Here is a 16,333-nt window from a genome sequence, read left to right as displayed (position 1 = left end):
AGCGGCCCAGGCCGCGGAAAGAGGGCTCCCATGCGCATCATGGCCATCGACTACGGCGACGCCCACACCGGCGTCGCCATCTCCGACCCCACCGGATTCCTGACGGGCTTTACTACTACCATCACCGCCTACNGGCCGGAAACGGTGGCGGAGCAAATCACCGCCCTGGCCCGAGAGCACGGCGCGGAGGAACTGGTGCTGGGCCATCCCCGGAACATGGACGGCACCCGGGGCCCCCGGGCCGAGAAAGCGGAGGCCCTGGCGGAGCTGCTCCGGGAGGTCTCCGGCCTGCCGGTGGTCCTCTGGGACGAACGCAGGACCACCATTGACGCCCACCAGATTCTCTTCAACGCCGGAAAAAACGGCAGACAGCGGAAGAAGACTGTAGACGCCGTAGCGGCGTCCCTAATCTTGGAGGGCTATCTGACCTATAAAAAAAGCGCCGGTCGATAAAGACATCGACCGGCTGCTTTATTATCTGAATGATGATTAAAATACGCCTTGCGCCATCATGGCGTCGGCCACTCTCTGGAAGCCCGCGATGTTGGCGCCCGCCACCAGGTTGTAGCCAAGGCCGTACATTTCTGCGGCCTCCACGCTCATGCTGTAAATCGTGTCCATGATCTGGTGGAGCTGCTTGTCGACCTCTTCCTCGGTCCACACCAGCCGCTCGCTGTTCTGGGCCATCTCCAGGGCGGAGGTGGCCACGCCGCCCGCGTTGACCGCCTTAGAAGGAGCCACAATCACACCGGGCTGCTCCATCAGGAATTTCAGCGCATCGTTGGTGGTGGGCATGTTCGCCACTTCGATATAGTATTTCACCCCGTTGGCGGCAATTTGCTTCGCCTGTTCCATGTGCACATCGTTCTGCATGGCGGAGGGCATGACCACGTCCACCTTCACGCCCCAGGGCTTCTCCCCCGCGTGGAACTCCACACCGAACTTATCCGCGTAGTCCTTCACCACGTTCCGCCCGCTGTTCCGCATCTCCACCAGATAGGCGATCTTCTCCGCCGTGGCCACGCCGTCGGGATCGTACACATACCCGTCGGGACCGGACAAGGTGACGACCTTGGCCCCCAGCTCCGTGGCCTTCTTGCAGATGCCCCAGGTCACGTTGCCGAAGCCCGCACAGGCAATGGTCTTGCCCTTTAGTTCCTCGCCCTCGTGCTTGAGGACATTCTCCAAGTAGTAAACTGCGCCAAAGCCCGTGGCCTCGGGACGAATGAGGGAGCCGCCGTAGCTGAAGCCCTTGCCGGTCAGCACACCGTTCTCGAACGCGCCCTTCAGGCGGCGGTATTCGCCGTACAGGTAGCCGATTTCCTTGGCCCCCACACCCATGTCTCCGGCGGGCACGTCCACGTCGGGCCCGATGTAGCGGTACAGGGCCTGCATGAAGCTCTGGCAAAAACGCATGATCTCCGCGTCAGATTTCCCGGCGGGGTCGAAATCGCTGCCGCCCTTGCCGCCGCCGATGGGCAGGCCGGTGAGGCTGTTCTTGAAGACCTGCTCAAAGCCCAGGAACTTGATAATGCCGGGGTACACGTTCTTCTGGAACCGCAGGCCGCCCTTGTAGGGGCCGATGGCTCCGTTGAATTGGCAGCGGTAGCCAATGTTGGTGTGCCAGGTGCCGTCGTCCGCCATCCAGCAGACCCGGAAGGTAAACATCCGCTCCGGCTCCACCATGCGGGTCAGCAGATCGGCCTTTTCATATTCAGGGTGCTTCTCGATGACGGGCTCCAGAGAGGACAAGACCTCCTCCACCGTCTGGACAAACTCCGGCTCGTTGGCGTGCCGGGTCTTTACATGCTCGATGACACTGGAAAGATAGGCGTTCATATAAACATCCTCCTCTAAAACATAAGGTATCCGCAAATCCCCCCTAGGGGTGTTGCTTTTAGTGTAACATTTACGGCGAAAATAAACAAGGGCCCAATCCAAAATCCGGAGAAATTTTTTTCCGATAATTCAAAAAATGCCGGAAAACCTTTGTACATAATGTCCATAAACTCCGCCCGTGCCGGGAAAGGGACGCCGGACGCTTGATTTTCCCGGGAAAGCTTCTATAATAGCGGTGAAGGCCCGTCCGGGCCTGCGGCTCTTCCGCCTGATTCCTAAAAACCCGGAAACCCTTGTGCCGCAGCGGCCGCAACCAACGGTTGACAAAGTTCCACCCGCCGCGTTCTTGCTTTTTTCGGTAAAGCGGGCTAGCATAAGGCCAACTCAAGAGAAAGCGAGAGGATTGCATGAAGACATTTTCTGAAAAACTGCTGGAGCTCCGCCGCCGGGAAGGCTTATCCCAGGAGCAGCTGGCGGACCGGCTGGGGGTGACCCGGCAGTCCGTCAGCAAATGGGAGAGCGGCGCGGCAGCGCCGGAGCTCACGAAGCTCGTCGCCCTGTCGGAGCTGTTCTCCGTCAGCGTGGACTATCTGGTCAAAGACCGCCTGGAGAATCCCGAACGCCCCACGGAAGCTCCGCCTCCCTCCACGGCAAAGCTGGAAGAGCAGATAGAGGAAATTTCCCGGTTCTTCCGGGCCTGGACCTGGGAAAGCAAGGCCACGCTCTTTGGCCTTCCATTGATTTCCATCTGCTTGTCCTTCCATCCCCATATGCTGCGCAGTCGAAAAACTGCCCGGGGCATCATCGCCATCGGAAACATCGCCGTCGGCGTGGTGGCTCTGGGGGGCCTCAGCGTGGGTATTTTCAGCATCGGCGCATTCTCCGTGGGGGCCCTTGCCCTTGGGGCTCTGGCTTTCGGGCTGGCGGCATTGGGGCCGGTAGCCGCCGGTCTGCTGGCCTTCGGCCCAGTGGCGCTGGGCCTGTGGTACGCCGGGGGCGTGGCCGCCCTGGGCGGGAAGATCGCCGTGGGCGTGGCCGCCGTCGGGGAAACCGCCGTGGGTTACGACGCCGCCGGAAAGCACGTTCTCCTCTGGGGAAGCGGCCTGACCCAGCCGGAGGTGGAGGCGTTCCTGCTGGAGCACCACCCCAGCCTCTGGAAACCGCTTTTGAAGCTGCTGGCCGTCTTCGGGGCGAACATCAAATGAGAATGACGCGCGGAGGTCAACCCTCCGCGCGTCATTTCTTTCCCAGGACCTCCCGGCGGACAAAATCGAAGGCCGCATCCTCCCCCTCATCCCGGAGGATTATCAAAATCTTTTCCAGCAGCGCCGCCGTACGGGGATGAAGCAGAAGCCGCCGCCCCTTCCCCCGCTCAAAGAACTTGTAGGGATGTCCGGTGTCAAAATTCTCTCCCTGGTAGACCTTGCTGGCGGCCAGCCGGTCGCAGAACATCTCCGCCACGTACTTGGGCGGCATCTCCACGCCGCCGATGCCGCTGCCGTCCATCTGGTAGTCGGTCCAATATTCAAAATGGTGCTTGTTCCGCCCCTTGTGGTGGAGCCAGGCAGCGCTGCATCCCTCCTCCCGCCTCTGCTGGTCGTTGGGGCTGTGGTCCCCCTGGAAGTACTTTACCCCCGGCCAGAACTCCACCGGGGAGTACTTCGACAGGTCGTGAGTCAGCCCCTGCCAATAGAGCCCCAGCCGGAAGCAGTGCTTCCGCACCAGGGCGCGGTGACGGTTCACGGTTTTCAAATGCCCCCAAAAGTCCATACTGCGTCCCCTCGGTCTGGTCGTTTTTATAAAGCCTACCGGTTTTCCTCAAACACAATGGCAGAGGGATATTTGCTTTGACTTATCTCCGACTTTACTTGGATGACTCGTTCCAGATCCACGCCGTACAAATTGGCAATCGCAATGGCATAGTACATGACATCCCACACTTCTTCGTCAACCGTACCGCTGATTTCTCCTTTGTCCACCGCCCTGAGCCCTTTCCGCATCGCCCGGGACAGCTCACCCACTTCCTCCGACAGCTTCAAAAAGTAGTCTTTCAGCAATTCCGGCTTATAATCTTTTTTTCTGATATATTCCTGCAAATATCGAACCGAGATGTTTCCATCCATACAGAGTCCCCTCTTCCGTGCGGTTTTCCGGCGTCCCCAAAGCCTGTTTTCTGTATTGTACCACATCCGGCGGAAAAAGACGAGGAAATTCTGCATGGAATCTCCGCCGGCGCAAACACTAATTTCCGTCAAAAGAAATGGGGGGATGGGATGGACGCCGCGATTTTCGACTGCCCCATGGAATGGGTGCGTTTTCTCCCGCCGGGAGTGTGCCCAATCCGGCGGGACAGGGAGCTGACAGAGCATATCTGGCCCCTGCTGGCTCTGACGCCGGAAGGCTGCCAGGCGCTGGCGGAGAGCCAAGCCGCAAGCGGGAAAATCGCCTGCCGTCTCCTGCTGGCTCCCGGAGAACTCCAGGCCCTTCCTCCCCGCCTCCAGGCGGAGACGGTAATTTCCTACGGCCTCTCCCCTCGGGACAGCCTTACCCTTTCCAGCTTGAGATCGCCGGTGCTCTGCGTCCAGCGGGCCCTTCCCCGGCCGGATGGGCGAATCATTGACGCGCAGGAATTCCCGCTTTCGTCTCTCCCCGGCCCGGCGGAAGTAATACTTCCTCTTCTGGGGCTTCGCCTGTTGCAGATGCCACTGACAGAACCGCCTTTCTTATGGTAAATTTTCAGCAAAGAATGGAGGTACTGTCATGGCTTGGTATGGTTGGCTGTTGTTGCTGGCGGTTCTGGCAGTTCCGGCGATCATCTGCGGATTTCTTTACTCCGATAAGAGCGGAGCCACGCACTGCATCGGCTGCGGGGAATGCGTCCGAACCGGGGAATGCGTGCTTCTGAAAAACCAGAAGAAGTCCCTAGATAAAAAGCCTCAGGATTCACCTTAACGGTCCTAAAAGCGAACCGGAGAAAACTGCGCGCAAAAAGCACGCCGCGGAACATGTCCCGCGGCGTGTTCTTTTTTTCACCCCTCAGCCCTTGACGGACCCTGCGGTGACACCCTTAATGATGGATTTTGAAAGGAAGATATAGACCACCAAAACCGGGAGAATTGCCAGGAGGATAAACATGTACACCTTGCCCAAGTCAAACTTGGAGTAGTCCGCCGCCCGGAGCTGGGCAATCATGATGGGCACCGTTTTCAGCTCCGCCCTGTCCAGCAGCAGGGCGGGCAGGAAGTAATTGTTCCAGGACTCCACGAAGGAGAAAATCATCTGCACCGCCAAAGCCGGTTTCAGCATGGGCAGAATGATGCGGTTGAAGGTATAGAATTCCCCGGAGCCGTCCACCCGGGCGGCGTCGATAATTTCCATCGGAAGAGTGCTTTCCATGTACTGCTTCATATAGAAAAACACGATGGGGGCGGCGATGCCGGGGAGAATCAGGGGCAGATAACTGTTGGTCAAATGAAACTTGTAGCAAAGCTGCACAAAGCCCGCGGCGCAGACTTGTTTGGGAATGACCATCACCGCCATAATGAAGGTAAAGGCCGCCCGTTTCAGCCGGAATTCATAGGCGTGGAGACCGCCGAAGCACCCACAGGAGGTAGACCCACAGGGCGGCTATCGCCAGCAGAAGAAAGGGACTCACACCGCTCCTCCTCTTTTCCTGCGCTGGAACAGCACCCCGGCCGTCACGCCGCAGCAAAGCGTCACGCCCAAAAGCGCTCCGGAGGAAGCGCCGGAAATCGTAATCCAATCTCCAAACCGGCCGAACCGCGCCTCGATGGTGCGCAGCTCGTTCACCGTGCAGCCCTGGCGCTCCGCTATCGCCTTCAGATCTAAATCAAACTCCATCTCGTCACAGAGCCTGTCCCCGTCTATTTTTACCTTCATTGTGCCGAATATCTGCTTCTCCGGATCGCCCAAGGTACGCCCGTCACAGATGAGAAACGTATGTATTCCGGGCTCAAGCTTTGTATACTCGTTGACGCTGTATCCGTCCTCCGTAATCATATGGGGATAGAAATTTCCCTCTTCAAAGAAGCTTTTGTACTCCCGGTCACCGTTAAACGCGATTTCAATGTCCGCCAGGAAATCCCCGCCCCAGGAGTTCAGATGCTCCGGCATGGTGGTCGCCACATGCCCCTAGAGGATGCCGTCCTCAAAATACAGGGTCCCCTGGCTGTCCGTGTCCTCGGCCTGGCTGCCGGGGGTGGCGTATTGAATGATGCTGTGGGGGTAGGCATTCCAATCATCATAGGCGCCGTCAATCTCAATTCCGGTAAAGCTGCCGCCCGTTCCGCCGCCGCCCTGCAAATCGGAAACCCCGGAGATGGCGGGCTCCTCCTGATAGAGGCCGAAAGACACGGTCTTCTGGTAATATGGCAGTTCGCCGGCGGGAATCCGAATCTCCCACTGCCTGCCCACATGGCGGGCCTCCGCCCCCTTCACGCCGTAGACGGAGCCTCCGTTTTCCTTTTTCAGCTGGAACTTCAGCGCCCGGCCCAGGTCCGTCGTGATGACATAGTTGCCGGTGCTGTGGGACCCTGCCGACGCCGCGTCGCCGCCCGGCGTCTCTTTGATGTAAATGTAAAGATCGCCGTCAAAGATGAAGGCGGCGCTGTCCAGGTTGTTATTGACGGTGTTGGAATCCCGGATGGGGACCTTCCCCACTGCGTCCCAGTCGGAGAAATCTCCGTCGATGACAATGCCGCGGTAGACGGGCTCTTCCTTAGGAAGCTCCTGCCCGTCCAGCACCGGAAGGCCGGACACAGGCACAGGCTGACCCGCCCAGCCCAGGGAAAGAACGCACCCCTCNCCGGAAACATGGACGGCGGGAATCATCAGCTCCACATAGTACGGCGCGGCGCTCTGCCCGTTGGCCAGGTTCTCCACCGCCATCTCCGCGCCGGGAAAAACCTGGGCCAGGTCGTCCTGGGCAGCCTGCCGCGTAACTCCGTCCTGGGTAATGACAATGGGATTCCACTTGTAGTGCGTGTCGTAGGGCGTTTCCGCCGTTCCGGTATAGCATACGTACACATTTCCCTCCAGATCCCGGGCCGCCTTCCAGCTTTCAATCTTAGGATTTCCATGGTCCATCCCCGGGACCATTGCCCAATCCTCCAAAGAGCCGTCCAGCGTAATTCTGCCCTGGGTATCGGCGGAGAGGAACGCTGCCGGAGCCTCCGGCCCCTCAGGCGGCAGTTCCCCGATTTCCGCGTCCTCCGGCGGCGCTTCTTCCGGCGGGCCGCCGGTTTCCCCGCCGCCCTCCGGCGTTTCAGGACCTATCATATTCTCCGGCGGTTCCCCCTCCCCGGCAGTTCCGGCGCGGGTTCCGGGGAGACGTCTTCCTTCTCCCCGTCTTCCGGCAGTCTGAGCTCCGGAGCAGACTCCGCCGGACCGCCGTCCTCCGCTCCGTTTCCGGGTTTTTCAGGTTCCGGCGCAGACTCCGCAGATCCGCCGCTTTCCGCGCCGCCCTCCGGCGTTTCCGGCTTCAGCGCGGGCTCCGTGGGATTGCCGCCCTCCGGCTCCCCGAATTCCGGCGGCGCTCCGGAATTGTCGTCCTCGGGCGCAGACCCATGGAGTCCGTCTTCCAAACCGCCGGAGGACGCGGGAAGCTCCTCTTCTTCGACGGCCAGCGCCGCCACCGGAAGCAATGCCGCAAAAAATACCAGCGCCGCTCCAAGTGCGAACACCTTCAACCGCCGTTTTTTCATCTTGACCTTCCCCCTTGAATCTCCGCCAACGCTTTGAATCTGCCGGCAGCGGGCCTCGCTTTCCGGAGGACCTCATGCTCTGTCCAAGGCCTCTCTACGAAAACTCTATTTTATTGTTATAGCGAACAATGTCGAAATTATCAAGCTTTTTTAAAAAATTAACGCTTTTTGCCTGAAAAAGTGCAAAAATGGAAAAACAGCTTTTTCCATTTTTTCTTGATTCCGACAGCAAGGGGGCGCTTATTCCTTCTTTTTTTCCATTTTTATCCGGTTTTTAAAATCTTTTAATTTCTTGCGCGGTAAATATCACTAACCGCCATTTGGTAAAAATAGTTAATCTTTTGAAAAAATCCTGCCGCCTGCCTCCGCCGCGACCTTTTTCAGCCGCGATCGGAACAACGCGCTTTTATGCCCGTACGATCCTCCCTGACAGCCAAATCTTATCCGCCGTTCTTTCCGGACCGGCGGGACCTTGGCCGCAGGTTCTTTTTCCCGCGGGAAAAAACTCAAATCTCCCCATTGACAAACGCCGGGAATACGATATAATAACTACGGTTCAAAAAGCCAAACGCCGTGAAAAAGCCAGCCCTGCGAGACGGTTCCTCAGCGAGAGGGGGACGGTGAAAGCCCCTCGTCCACGCCGCAAGGCCGCCACTTTGGAGCGGTCCGCGAAGAGCGGAACGGCTCATCCCCGTTATCGGATGGCTCAAGATGTCCCCTTTTATCCGGGGATAATTAGGGTGGTACCGCGAAGCAAGCCTTCGCCCCTATGCCGGGGCGGGGCATTTTTATTTTTCCCACATCATTTCAATATTGGAGGAAGAAACACATGTCACACCCCTACCACGGCCTGAACGAGCTGCGGGAGATGTTCCTCAGCTACTTCGAGAGCAAGGGCCATCTCCGCCTGCCCAGCTTTTCCCTGATCCCCCCCGCCAACGACGCCAGCCTGCTCCTCATCAACAGCGGCATGGCCCCCATGAAAACCTGGTTCACCCGGGAGGAGGAGCCTCCCCGGAACCGGGTCTGCACCTGCCAGAAGTGCATCCGCACCGGGGACATTGAAAACATCGGCAAAACCGACCGCCACGGCACCTACTTCGAGATGCTGGGCAACTTCTCCTTCGGCGACTACTTTAAAAAGGACGCCATCCCCTACTGCTGGGAGTTTTTAACCAAGGTTGTCGGCCTGGAGGAGGACCGGCTCTACCCCTCTATTTACCTGGACGACGACGAGGCCTTTGAAATCTGGAACAAGGACATCGGCATTCCCGCCGAGCGCATCTTCCGCTTCGGCAAGGAGGACAACTTCTGGGAGCACGGCGCGGGCCCCTGCGGCCCCTGCTCCGAGGTCTACTACGACCGGGGCGAGGAGCACGGCTGCGGCAAGCCCACCTGCACCGTGGGCTGCGACTGCGACCGCTATATCGAGGTTTGGAACAACGTCTTCTCCCAATTCGTCAACGACGGCGAAGGACACTATGAGGAGATGAAAAACAAAAACATCGACACCGGCATGGGCCTGGAACGGCTGGCCTGTGTGTGCCAGAACGTGGGCTCTCTCTTCGACGTGGACACGGTGATGAACATCACCAACAAGGTCTCTGAAATCACCCACGCCCACTACGGGGAAAGCCACAAAACCGACGTAAGCCTCCGGGTCATCACGGATCATATCCGCTCCTCCGTCATGATGATCTGCGACGGCGTGCTGCCCTCCAACGAGGGCCGGGGCTACGTGCTCCGCCGCCTCCTCCGCCGGGCGGCCCGTCATGGGCGGCTGCTGGGCGTGGAAAAGCCCTTCCTCTTCGACGTGGTGGACACGGTGGTCCGCGAAAATGAGTCCGCCTACCCCGACCTCCGGGAGAAGCAGGGCTATATCACCAAGGTCATCCGCACCGAGGAAGAGAACTTCGCCAAAACCATCGACGGCGGCATGCGGATTTACAACGACCTCCTCGCCGCCCACAAGCAGCGGAACGAAACCGTCTTCTCCGGCGCAGACGCCTTCAAGCTCTATGACACCTTCGGCTTCCCCATTGACCTGACTGCGGAGATGGTGGAGGAAGCGGGCATGACCGTGGACCGGGACGGCTTCAACCAGCTGATGGAGGAGCAGCGGGTCCGGGCGAGAAAGGCCCGGGAGGCCCTGGGAGACCTGGGCTGGGCCGGTATTGAGTTCGGAAGCGAGGTCCCCGCAACGGAGTTCGCGGGCTATGAACAGGACCGCATCCCGGACGCGAAGGTGGTCGCCATCGTGGCCGAGGGAGAGCTGGTGGACGAGATCGTCGCCGGCGTGGAGGCGGCCGTCGTTCTGGACAAGACCCCCTTCTACGCCGAGATGGGCGGCCAGACGGCGGACCACGGCGTACTTCTGGCCGGCAAAATGGGCTTCGAGGTCTTTGACGTGCAGAAGAACAAGGGCGGCAAGTTTCTCCACTCCGGCCGGATGACGGAGGGCGTGCTGAAAGTCGGCGACACGGTCTGCGCCCAGATCGACCCGGAGCGCCGCAAGGCCATCCGCCGGGCCCACAGCGCCACCCACCTGCTGGACGCGGCGCTGAAAAAGGTCCTGGGCGGCCATGTGCATCAGGCGGGCTCCCTGGTGGAGCCGGACCGCATCCGCTTTGACTTCACCCACTTCGAGGCCATCACCCCGGACCAGCTCAGCGAGATTGACCGGCTGGTGAACGACGCCATTCTGGAGGGGCTGCCCGTGGTGACGGAGGTCCTGCCCATTGAGGAGGCCAAGCGCAAGGGCGCGGTGGCCATGTTCGGCGAGAAGTACGGCGACGTGGTGCGCGTGGTGGAAATGGGCGATTTCTCCATGGAGTTCTGCGGCGGCACCCACCTGGACAACACCGCCAAGGCCGGTCCCTTCCGCATCAAGTCCGAGGGGTCTGTCGCCTCCGGCGTGCGCCGCATCGAGGCCACCGTGGGCAAGCTGACCCTGGAGACAGTGAACCGGAACCAGCAGATGCTGTTCCACGCCGCCCAGATGCTGAAAACCTCTCCGGCGGAGCTGGAGGGCCGTATCGAGCAGCAGCTGGCCGAGACCAAGGAGCTGCGCCAGGCCCTGGACAAGTTCAAGGCCGAGGCCTCCCTGGGCGAGGCCCGGAACTTCCTCATGAGCGCCAAGGACGTGAAGGGCCTCAAGGTCCTCACCGCCCAGCGGGACGGTCTGGACGCCAACGCCCTGCGGAAGATGGGCGACTTCCTCCGGGACAAGGAGCCCGGCGTGGTGGGCGTCATGGCCTCCGTCAACGACGGAAAAATCACCTTCCAGGCGGTCTGCGGCAAGGAGGCCGTGGCCCGGGGCGTGAAGGCCGGAGACATCATCAAGGCCATCGCCCCCGTCTGCGGCGGCAAGGGCGGCGGAAAGCCGGACAGCGCCATGGGCGGCGGCACGGACGTTTTGAAGCTGGACGACGCCCTGGCCATGGTGGACGACTTCGTGGCCGGGAAGCTGAACTGAGAAGCTGAGCTGAAAGGAGTATTCCCATGCTGATTGAATTTGACAAGATGGAGCCCCAGATCATCCCCCACATGCGGGGCGGCGAAAAGGAAGTACAGGCCAGAATGTACACCGACCCGCAGAACAAGATCATGCGGGGGCGACTGATCCCCGGCGCCTCCATCGGGACGCACACCCATGAGACCAGCAGCGAAATCATCTATATCCTCTCCGGTAAAGGAAAAATCCTTTACGATGACGGCTGCGAGCCGCTGGAAGCCGGAAGCTGCCACTACTGCCCCAAGGGCCACGCCCACAGCCTGAAGAACTACACCCCTGATGGCGGCGAGGATCTGCGGTTCTTCGCCGTTGTGCCGGAGCACTGCGCGGAATGACGCTGCCTAAGGACCCGGCCATTTTGCTGAGCTGCGTTAATACCAAGCTCCGGGACGAATACCCCAGCCTGTCCGAGCTCTGCGCCGCCCTGGACGCGGACCGGGCGGAACTGGAATCCACACTGGCGGGGCTGGGCTATCACTACAGCCCCAGCCGAAATCAATTCATCTAATTCTTCACACAAAGGAGGTTTTTCCATGTCCGACTGCCTATTCTGCAAAATCGCCGCCGGGGAGATCCCCAGCAATAAGGTCTACGAGGACGAGGTCTGTTACGCCTTCCACGACATCGCGCCTCAGGCTCCCACCCACTTCCTGGTAATCCCCAAGGCCCACATCGGCTCCGTCTCCGAGGTAACGGCGGACAACAGCGGCGTGGTGGCCCACATCTTTGAGGTCATCGCCAAGCTCTCTAAGGAGCTGGGCCTGGAGAGCTACCGGGTGGTCTCCAACATCGGCGAGCAGGCGGGCCAGAGCGTCTTTCACCTGCACTTCCATGTCCTGTCCGGCCGGGATATGACCTGGCCTCCGGGCTGATTTCGTCCAAAATCTGCGGATTTTGGACGAGGAAAGCTTGCACTCCCCTGCGCGCACTCAGCCCCCACCCGCTAAGGCGGGTGGGGGCTTCGCACACTTCGGGGAGTGAGATGGGTTTTTCATGACGCGCATGCCGTCATGAAAAACGGATTTCCATTTCTTTCGCCGCCCCCCGGGCGGCGAAACTCCTGCGGAGGGCTTTTTTACGGGCTGACGCCCGGTTTTTCGTCGCCAGCTAACGCGCCGCCGGGCATCTCCAGGGCCCCGCTGGGGCCGGAGGCGGAGGGGCCGGCGTTCTTTGTCTCGGAGGGACCTCTTGAGGGCTCCGTCTGGGGCACCGTCGGCACCGCGGCGGGCTGGGTCTCCTCCTCTTCCCCGGTCTGCTCCCGGATATAGGCCGCTATTTCATCCAGAGTCTCCGCTTCTGCAATCTCCTCGTAGGTGCCCCGGTCGAAGGTCAGGCCATTTTCCGTATCCGCGAAAACATAGCGGCTCCCTTCACTCAGATAGAACTCCGCAAGGTCGGCGTAGCAAAAATAGCGGTCCCCCTCCCTCCAGCCGGTGTCCTGACCCGTTCGGATGGGCATGAAGATGGCCTCACCGCCCACGTCCAGGTCCTCCAGGGCCCCGGAGATGGAGGTGGACATATAGCCCCTGGCTCCCAGCCAGAGAAGGCTGTAGGTCTCCCCCACTGTCAGGCCGCCTCGGATGGAGTCTGTAACCTCAACGAGGGCGCGGGTATAATAGTGCTCCATATCCCCAGCGTCCGGCTCTACCATAAAATAGTGCAGCTCCCGGACGGTTCCCCGGAAAATCACCGTATCCTGGGCGAAAATCTCCTCCGGGGACAGCCAGGCAAGGCAGGACGACATGCCGATCATCTCATCGCCGCTTCCCGGGCCGCTCAGCTGGCCGATCTCCACGCCGGCGGAGTAGTCGGGATGGGTAGGCCGGTTCGGATTGTCCGTCCAATAATCGGAGCCGTCCAGCCCCCCCGCCGCTGTTTCGCCGCCGGAATCCGCCTCCCCGGGATTGAACGGCCGGACGGCGGCTTTCCAGACGTCGGGGTCCTCGCCCGCTTCAGCGCCCGGATTGAAGCTCTTGACGATAGCCGTCCATTTCCAGTGGTCCGCCTCCCGCAGTTCCGGTGCCGCGGCCACCGTCACCACCAGCGCCAGGCACGCCGCCAGCGCGCCGAAGCGCCGCCAGGGGTGGATTTGCTTTTTCACGATTTCCGCCGCCTCGATTTGGTCCTCCCGGACCTCCCCCACGGCGCGGAACAGTTCTTCTCTGGTCATAGGTCATAGCCCTCCTTCCTCAGATGCTCCTTCAGACCCCGCCGGGTCCGGTGGAGCAGGGATTTCACTTTGGATTGGCTGTACCCCGTCCCGGCGGCGATCTCCGCCACACCGTCGCAGTACCAGTACCGCCGCAAAAACACCAGCCGGGCCGCCGGAGACGCGGTATCCAGAAAGCCGGAGATGGCCTCCCCCAACCGGCGAAAATCGAAGTCCTCCTCCAGCGGCGTGCCGCCCACACAGTCCCCCAGCTCCTCCAGCACCGCCTCGAAGCCGCCGTCCCGCCTCTGGGCGCTGTTATAGTCGTAGCGGTCCAGCGCCGTGTTTCGGGCGATGCGGCCCAGAAAGGGCGGCAATCGGGCGGGCTTTTGGGGCGGCATGGCGTTCCATGCCCCCAGCCAGGTGTCGCTGAGGCATTCCTCCGCGTCCCGGCCGTCTCCCAGCACCCGGCGGATGATCCGGGAGCAGTAAGCGCCGTATTTCTCCGCCGTCCGGCGGATGGCCTCCTCTGAACGCGCCCAGTACAGGGCGATGATGTCCTTGTCCTCCATGAAGTGGGTCCCTCCTTTGAAAGCCGCTTTCACCTATATAGTCGGAAAACGGTGGCCTCCGGTTGCGTGGAAGGGCAAAAAAACAGGCGGGGATGTTTCCCTGCCTGTTTTTCGCTTACAGCATATCATCCAGCGAATAGCGGTGGAGCTTCCCCGGCAGCTCCTTACTGCGGGTAGCCAGACCCGCGGCGTAGCCGGGGAAGGTGTCCAGCGGGTAGTAGTACTCCCCCGGCTGGAGCGGGGACTCGGAGCGCATAATGGTGCCCACACCGTTTCCGCTGCGCTTTGCCCGGGCCTCCCGGCGGACCCAGATCTGGAAAAAGGCCTCCTCCGTACTCACATGGGCCAGGCGGACCATCATCCGCTGGCCCACGGGGCGGACACGCTCGATGTCCACGCCGATCTCCTGGTCGGAAACCCCCACCAGCACCGCGCCGCTGGAGTGGCTGATGTTGAAGTGCACGTCGGGATATCCAGGAAAATAGGGCTTCCCCAAGCGGCCCAGGGCCACCTCCGGCAGTTCCTTCCAGCCGTACTTCTGCCGCAGGGCCAAACACAAAATCAAATAGGCGCAAAGGGGCTCCCTCTGCTTCTCCACTTCCTTCATGCGCAAAAGGCGCTCCCGGCGGTCCGGGGGCAGCAGGGGCAGGATGGCCTCCCGCTCCGGCTCCGACAGGGGGCGCTCCATCCGGGCCGTCCACAATTCAATGGGCATGGCGGTCCTCCTTACTTCGTTTCTCTCCCTTATTTTAAGCGCTTATCCCCAGCCTGTAAAGCCCCCGCCGGAAAGTTTTAAAAAAATATCGAGAAAAAAAGAGGAAAATCAAAAGCGGCGGCGTATATAAAAACATCACCGGAAAATCCGCCTTCCCAGGCGTTCTCACTTTTTCGGTATGACCAGAGCAGATTTTGGCTAAACTGACCGAAAGGAGGGGGCGGGCTATGGCGTTTCCCCAAAGCTTTTTGGACGAGCTGATGTCCAGAAGCGACATCGCGGACGTAGTAGGCAGCTATGTCCAGCTCACCCGCAGGGGCTCCAACCTCTTCGGCCTCTGCCCCTTCCACAGCGAGAAAACCGGCTCCTTCTCCGTCTCGCCGGACAAGCAGATTTACTACTGCTTCGGCTGCAAGCGGGGGGGCGGCGTCATCAACTTCATCATGGAGGAGGAAAACCTCCCCTTCCCCGACGCGGTGCGGTTCCTTGCCAAGCGGGCGGGGCTGGAGGTGCCGGAGGAGGAGAGCGACCGGGAGGCCGGACGCCGCCGCCAGCGGCTTTTGGATTTGAACCGGGACGCCGCCAGGTTCTATTACCGCCTCCTTCAGCAGCCGGAGGGCCGGGCTGTTCAGGAGTACCTGGACCGGCGGCAGATTCGGAAAGGCACTGCCAAAAATTTCGGTATGGGGGCCTCCCTGGACGCCTGGGACGTACTGCTGAACGAGATGACCGCCAAGGGCTACAGCAAGGCCGAGCTGCTGTCCGCGGGGCTCATTGTGGACAACAAGCGGGGCGGGTTCTACGACAAGTTCCGAAACCGCCTTATGCTCCCGGTTATCGACACCCGGGGGGACGTGGTGGCTTTCGGCAGCAGGGTGCTGGACAAGTCCGAGCCCAAGTATATGAACTCGTCGGAAACCCCGGTGTACAGCAAGCGGCGCGTTCTCTACGGGCTGAACCTGGCGAAGAAGAGCAAGCGGCCCAATATCATCCTCTGCGAGGGAAACCTGGACATTGTCACCCTCCACCAGGCGGGCTTTGACAACGCGGTGGCCTCCATGGGCACCGCCCTGACGCCGGAGCAGATCCGGCTCCTCTCCCGGTTTACCAAGGAATTGGTGCTGTGCTACGACAACGACAACGCCGGGAAAATCGCCACGGAGCGGGCCTTGCAGTTGCTCAACGGCTCGGAGTTTTCCGTCAAGGTCCTTCAGCTTCCCCGGCGGCGGACCGGGGACGGGGAGCTTGTAAAGCAGGACGCCGACGACTTCATCAAAAACCAGGGCCCCGCCGCTTTCGAGCGGCTTCTGAGCGGCAGTGAGAACGGCGTGGAGTTCCGCTTGGCCCAAGTGGCCGGGAAATATGATCTGGACAGCGACGAGCAGCGGGTGGCCTACAGCCAGGAGATCAGCGAACTGCTGGCCTCCCTCCCCGGGGCGGTGGAGCGGGAAATCTACGCCGCCCGGGCCGCCGAGACCGCCCGCATCACCCCCGACGCCATGAAGCTGGAGGTCCAGCGGGCCTGGAAACGGAAGGCCGCCAGGGAGAACCGGGCGGAGCTCCGAAAGGAGCTGAACCCCGCCGTTCAGTCCCAGCCCCAGGAACGGGCCCTGCGCTATGAGAATGTGCGCTCCGCCCGGGCGGAGGAGGGCGTGCTCCGGCTGCTGCTCTTGGACGACAGCCTCTTCCCTGCCCAGCCGCCCTTGCAGGAAGCGGACTTCTCCTCTCCCCTGCTGGGCCGGGTCTTCGCCCTGCTGTGGCGGGCGAAGGAGGCGGGCCGGGCCCCCGCCCTGCCCGCCCTGGCGGCGGAACTGACGGTGG

The 16,333-nt window shown here is 61.0% G+C and carries 16 protein-coding genes and 1 pseudogene; 8 read left to right on the top strand and 9 right to left on the bottom strand.

The features are described 5' to 3' along the window. Nucleotides 1–30: 30 nt before the first annotated feature. A complete protein-coding gene (gene ruvX, locus JX325_RS01280) occupies nucleotides 31–453 on the top strand; it encodes a Holliday junction resolvase RuvX (RefSeq protein WP_204789371.1) in 423 nt (140 codons plus the stop codon). Nucleotides 454–489: 36 nt separating this feature from the next. On the opposite strand, the gene gdhA is transcribed toward ruvX, so the two are convergent. Beyond that, on the bottom strand, nucleotides 490–1,839 hold the full coding sequence (gene gdhA / locus JX325_RS01275) for an NADP-specific glutamate dehydrogenase (RefSeq protein ID WP_204789370.1): 1,350 nt from the start codon (nucleotides 1,837–1,839) through the stop codon (nucleotides 490–492). Between the two features lie 407 nt (nucleotides 1,840–2,246). Between gdhA and JX325_RS01270 the strand changes: the two genes are divergently transcribed. Beyond that, nucleotides 2,247–3,044 carry a helix-turn-helix domain-containing protein gene (locus tag JX325_RS01270; protein WP_204789369.1) on the top strand — a complete coding sequence of 266 codons (798 nt, stop codon included), beginning with the start codon at nucleotides 2,247–2,249 and terminating at the stop codon, nucleotides 3,042–3,044. A gap of 31 nt (nucleotides 3,045–3,075) precedes the next feature. Here JX325_RS01270 and JX325_RS01265 read toward each other — a convergent pair whose 3' ends face one another. Both JX325_RS01265 and JX325_RS01260 read right to left on the bottom strand, forming a co-directional pair. Then, on the bottom strand, nucleotides 3,076–3,609 hold the full coding sequence (locus JX325_RS01265; protein ID WP_204789368.1) for a DUF5662 family protein: 534 nt from the start codon (nucleotides 3,607–3,609) through the stop codon (nucleotides 3,076–3,078). Nucleotides 3,610–3,644: 35 nt separating this feature from the next. Continuing rightward, entirely contained in the window at nucleotides 3,645–3,962 is a 318-nt protein-coding gene (locus tag JX325_RS01260; protein ID WP_204789367.1) for a MazG nucleotide pyrophosphohydrolase domain-containing protein, read from the bottom strand. Between the two features lie 150 nt (nucleotides 3,963–4,112). On the opposite strand from JX325_RS01260, the gene JX325_RS01255 reads away from it, so the two are divergent. Beyond that, complete coding sequence (locus JX325_RS01255) at nucleotides 4,113–4,571, top strand: hypothetical protein (protein ID WP_204789366.1); 459 nt, start codon at nucleotides 4,113–4,115, stop codon at nucleotides 4,569–4,571. 304 nt (nucleotides 4,572–4,875) lie between these two features. On the opposite strand, the pseudogene JX325_RS01250 reads toward JX325_RS01255, so the two are convergent. The 3 genes and pseudogenes from JX325_RS01250 to JX325_RS01240 form a co-directional block, all read right to left on the bottom strand. After that, nucleotides 4,876–5,421: pseudogene (locus JX325_RS01250) on the bottom strand (carbohydrate ABC transporter permease); the annotation flags it as partial. A 69-nt stretch (nucleotides 5,422–5,490) separates the two neighbouring features. Beyond that, nucleotides 5,491–5,985 (bottom strand): hypothetical protein, encoded by a 495-nt coding sequence (locus tag JX325_RS01245; protein ID WP_204789364.1) that lies wholly within the window; start codon nucleotides 5,983–5,985, stop codon nucleotides 5,491–5,493. A gap of 1,148 nt (nucleotides 5,986–7,133) precedes the next feature. After that, entirely contained in the window at nucleotides 7,134–7,562 is a 429-nt protein-coding gene (locus JX325_RS01240) for a hypothetical protein (protein ID WP_204789363.1), read from the bottom strand. Between the two features lie 829 nt (nucleotides 7,563–8,391). Here JX325_RS01240 and alaS point away from each other — a divergent pair. From alaS to JX325_RS01220, 4 genes are read left to right on the top strand one after another with little or no spacing between them, the layout of a single operon-like run. Beyond that, a complete protein-coding gene (gene alaS, locus JX325_RS01235) occupies nucleotides 8,392–11,037 on the top strand; it encodes an alanine--tRNA ligase (protein WP_204789362.1) in 2,646 nt (881 codons plus the stop codon). A gap of 26 nt (nucleotides 11,038–11,063) precedes the next feature. Continuing rightward, nucleotides 11,064–11,411, top strand: coding sequence for a cupin domain-containing protein (locus JX325_RS01230; protein WP_204789361.1), 348 nt, complete (start codon nucleotides 11,064–11,066; stop codon nucleotides 11,409–11,411). Beyond that, entirely contained in the window at nucleotides 11,408–11,584 is a 177-nt protein-coding gene (locus tag JX325_RS01225; protein WP_204789360.1) for a DUF4250 domain-containing protein, read from the top strand. The genes JX325_RS01230 and JX325_RS01225 overlap by 4 nt, the downstream gene beginning before the upstream one ends. Before the next feature lie 25 nt (nucleotides 11,585–11,609). Continuing rightward, nucleotides 11,610–11,948: a histidine triad nucleotide-binding protein gene (locus JX325_RS01220; protein ID WP_204789359.1), complete on the top strand. Its 339-nt coding sequence runs from the start codon at nucleotides 11,610–11,612 to the stop codon at nucleotides 11,946–11,948. 203 nt (nucleotides 11,949–12,151) lie between these two features. Here the strand turns inward: JX325_RS01220 and JX325_RS01215 are convergent, their stop codons facing one another. From JX325_RS01215 to JX325_RS01205, 3 genes are all read right to left on the bottom strand, one after another. Then, nucleotides 12,152–13,246: a hypothetical protein gene (locus JX325_RS01215; RefSeq protein ID WP_204789358.1), complete on the bottom strand. Its 1,095-nt coding sequence runs from the start codon at nucleotides 13,244–13,246 to the stop codon at nucleotides 12,152–12,154. After that, nucleotides 13,243–13,797: an RNA polymerase sigma factor gene (locus JX325_RS01210; protein ID WP_204789357.1), complete on the bottom strand. Its 555-nt coding sequence runs from the start codon at nucleotides 13,795–13,797 to the stop codon at nucleotides 13,243–13,245. The genes JX325_RS01215 and JX325_RS01210 overlap by 4 nt, the downstream gene beginning before the upstream one ends. A 115-nt stretch (nucleotides 13,798–13,912) precedes the next feature. Then, nucleotides 13,913–14,512, bottom strand: a complete 600-nt coding sequence (locus tag JX325_RS01205; RefSeq protein ID WP_204789356.1) for a 4'-phosphopantetheinyl transferase superfamily protein — start codon at nucleotides 14,510–14,512, stop codon at nucleotides 13,913–13,915. Between the two features lie 227 nt (nucleotides 14,513–14,739). Between JX325_RS01205 and dnaG the strand changes: the two genes are divergently transcribed. After that, nucleotides 14,740–16,333 (top strand): DNA primase (dnaG, locus tag JX325_RS01200; RefSeq protein WP_204789355.1); only part of this gene is annotated, 1,594 nt, incomplete at its 3' end.

This window comes from Oscillibacter sp. CU971 (genome assembly GCF_905219725.1).
In the GTDB taxonomy this organism is placed as follows: domain Bacteria; phylum Bacillota; class Clostridia; order Oscillospirales; family Oscillospiraceae; genus Oscillibacter.
Note: the sequence above shows the minus strand (reverse complement) of the source record. Positions and strands in the feature narration are given on the sequence as shown.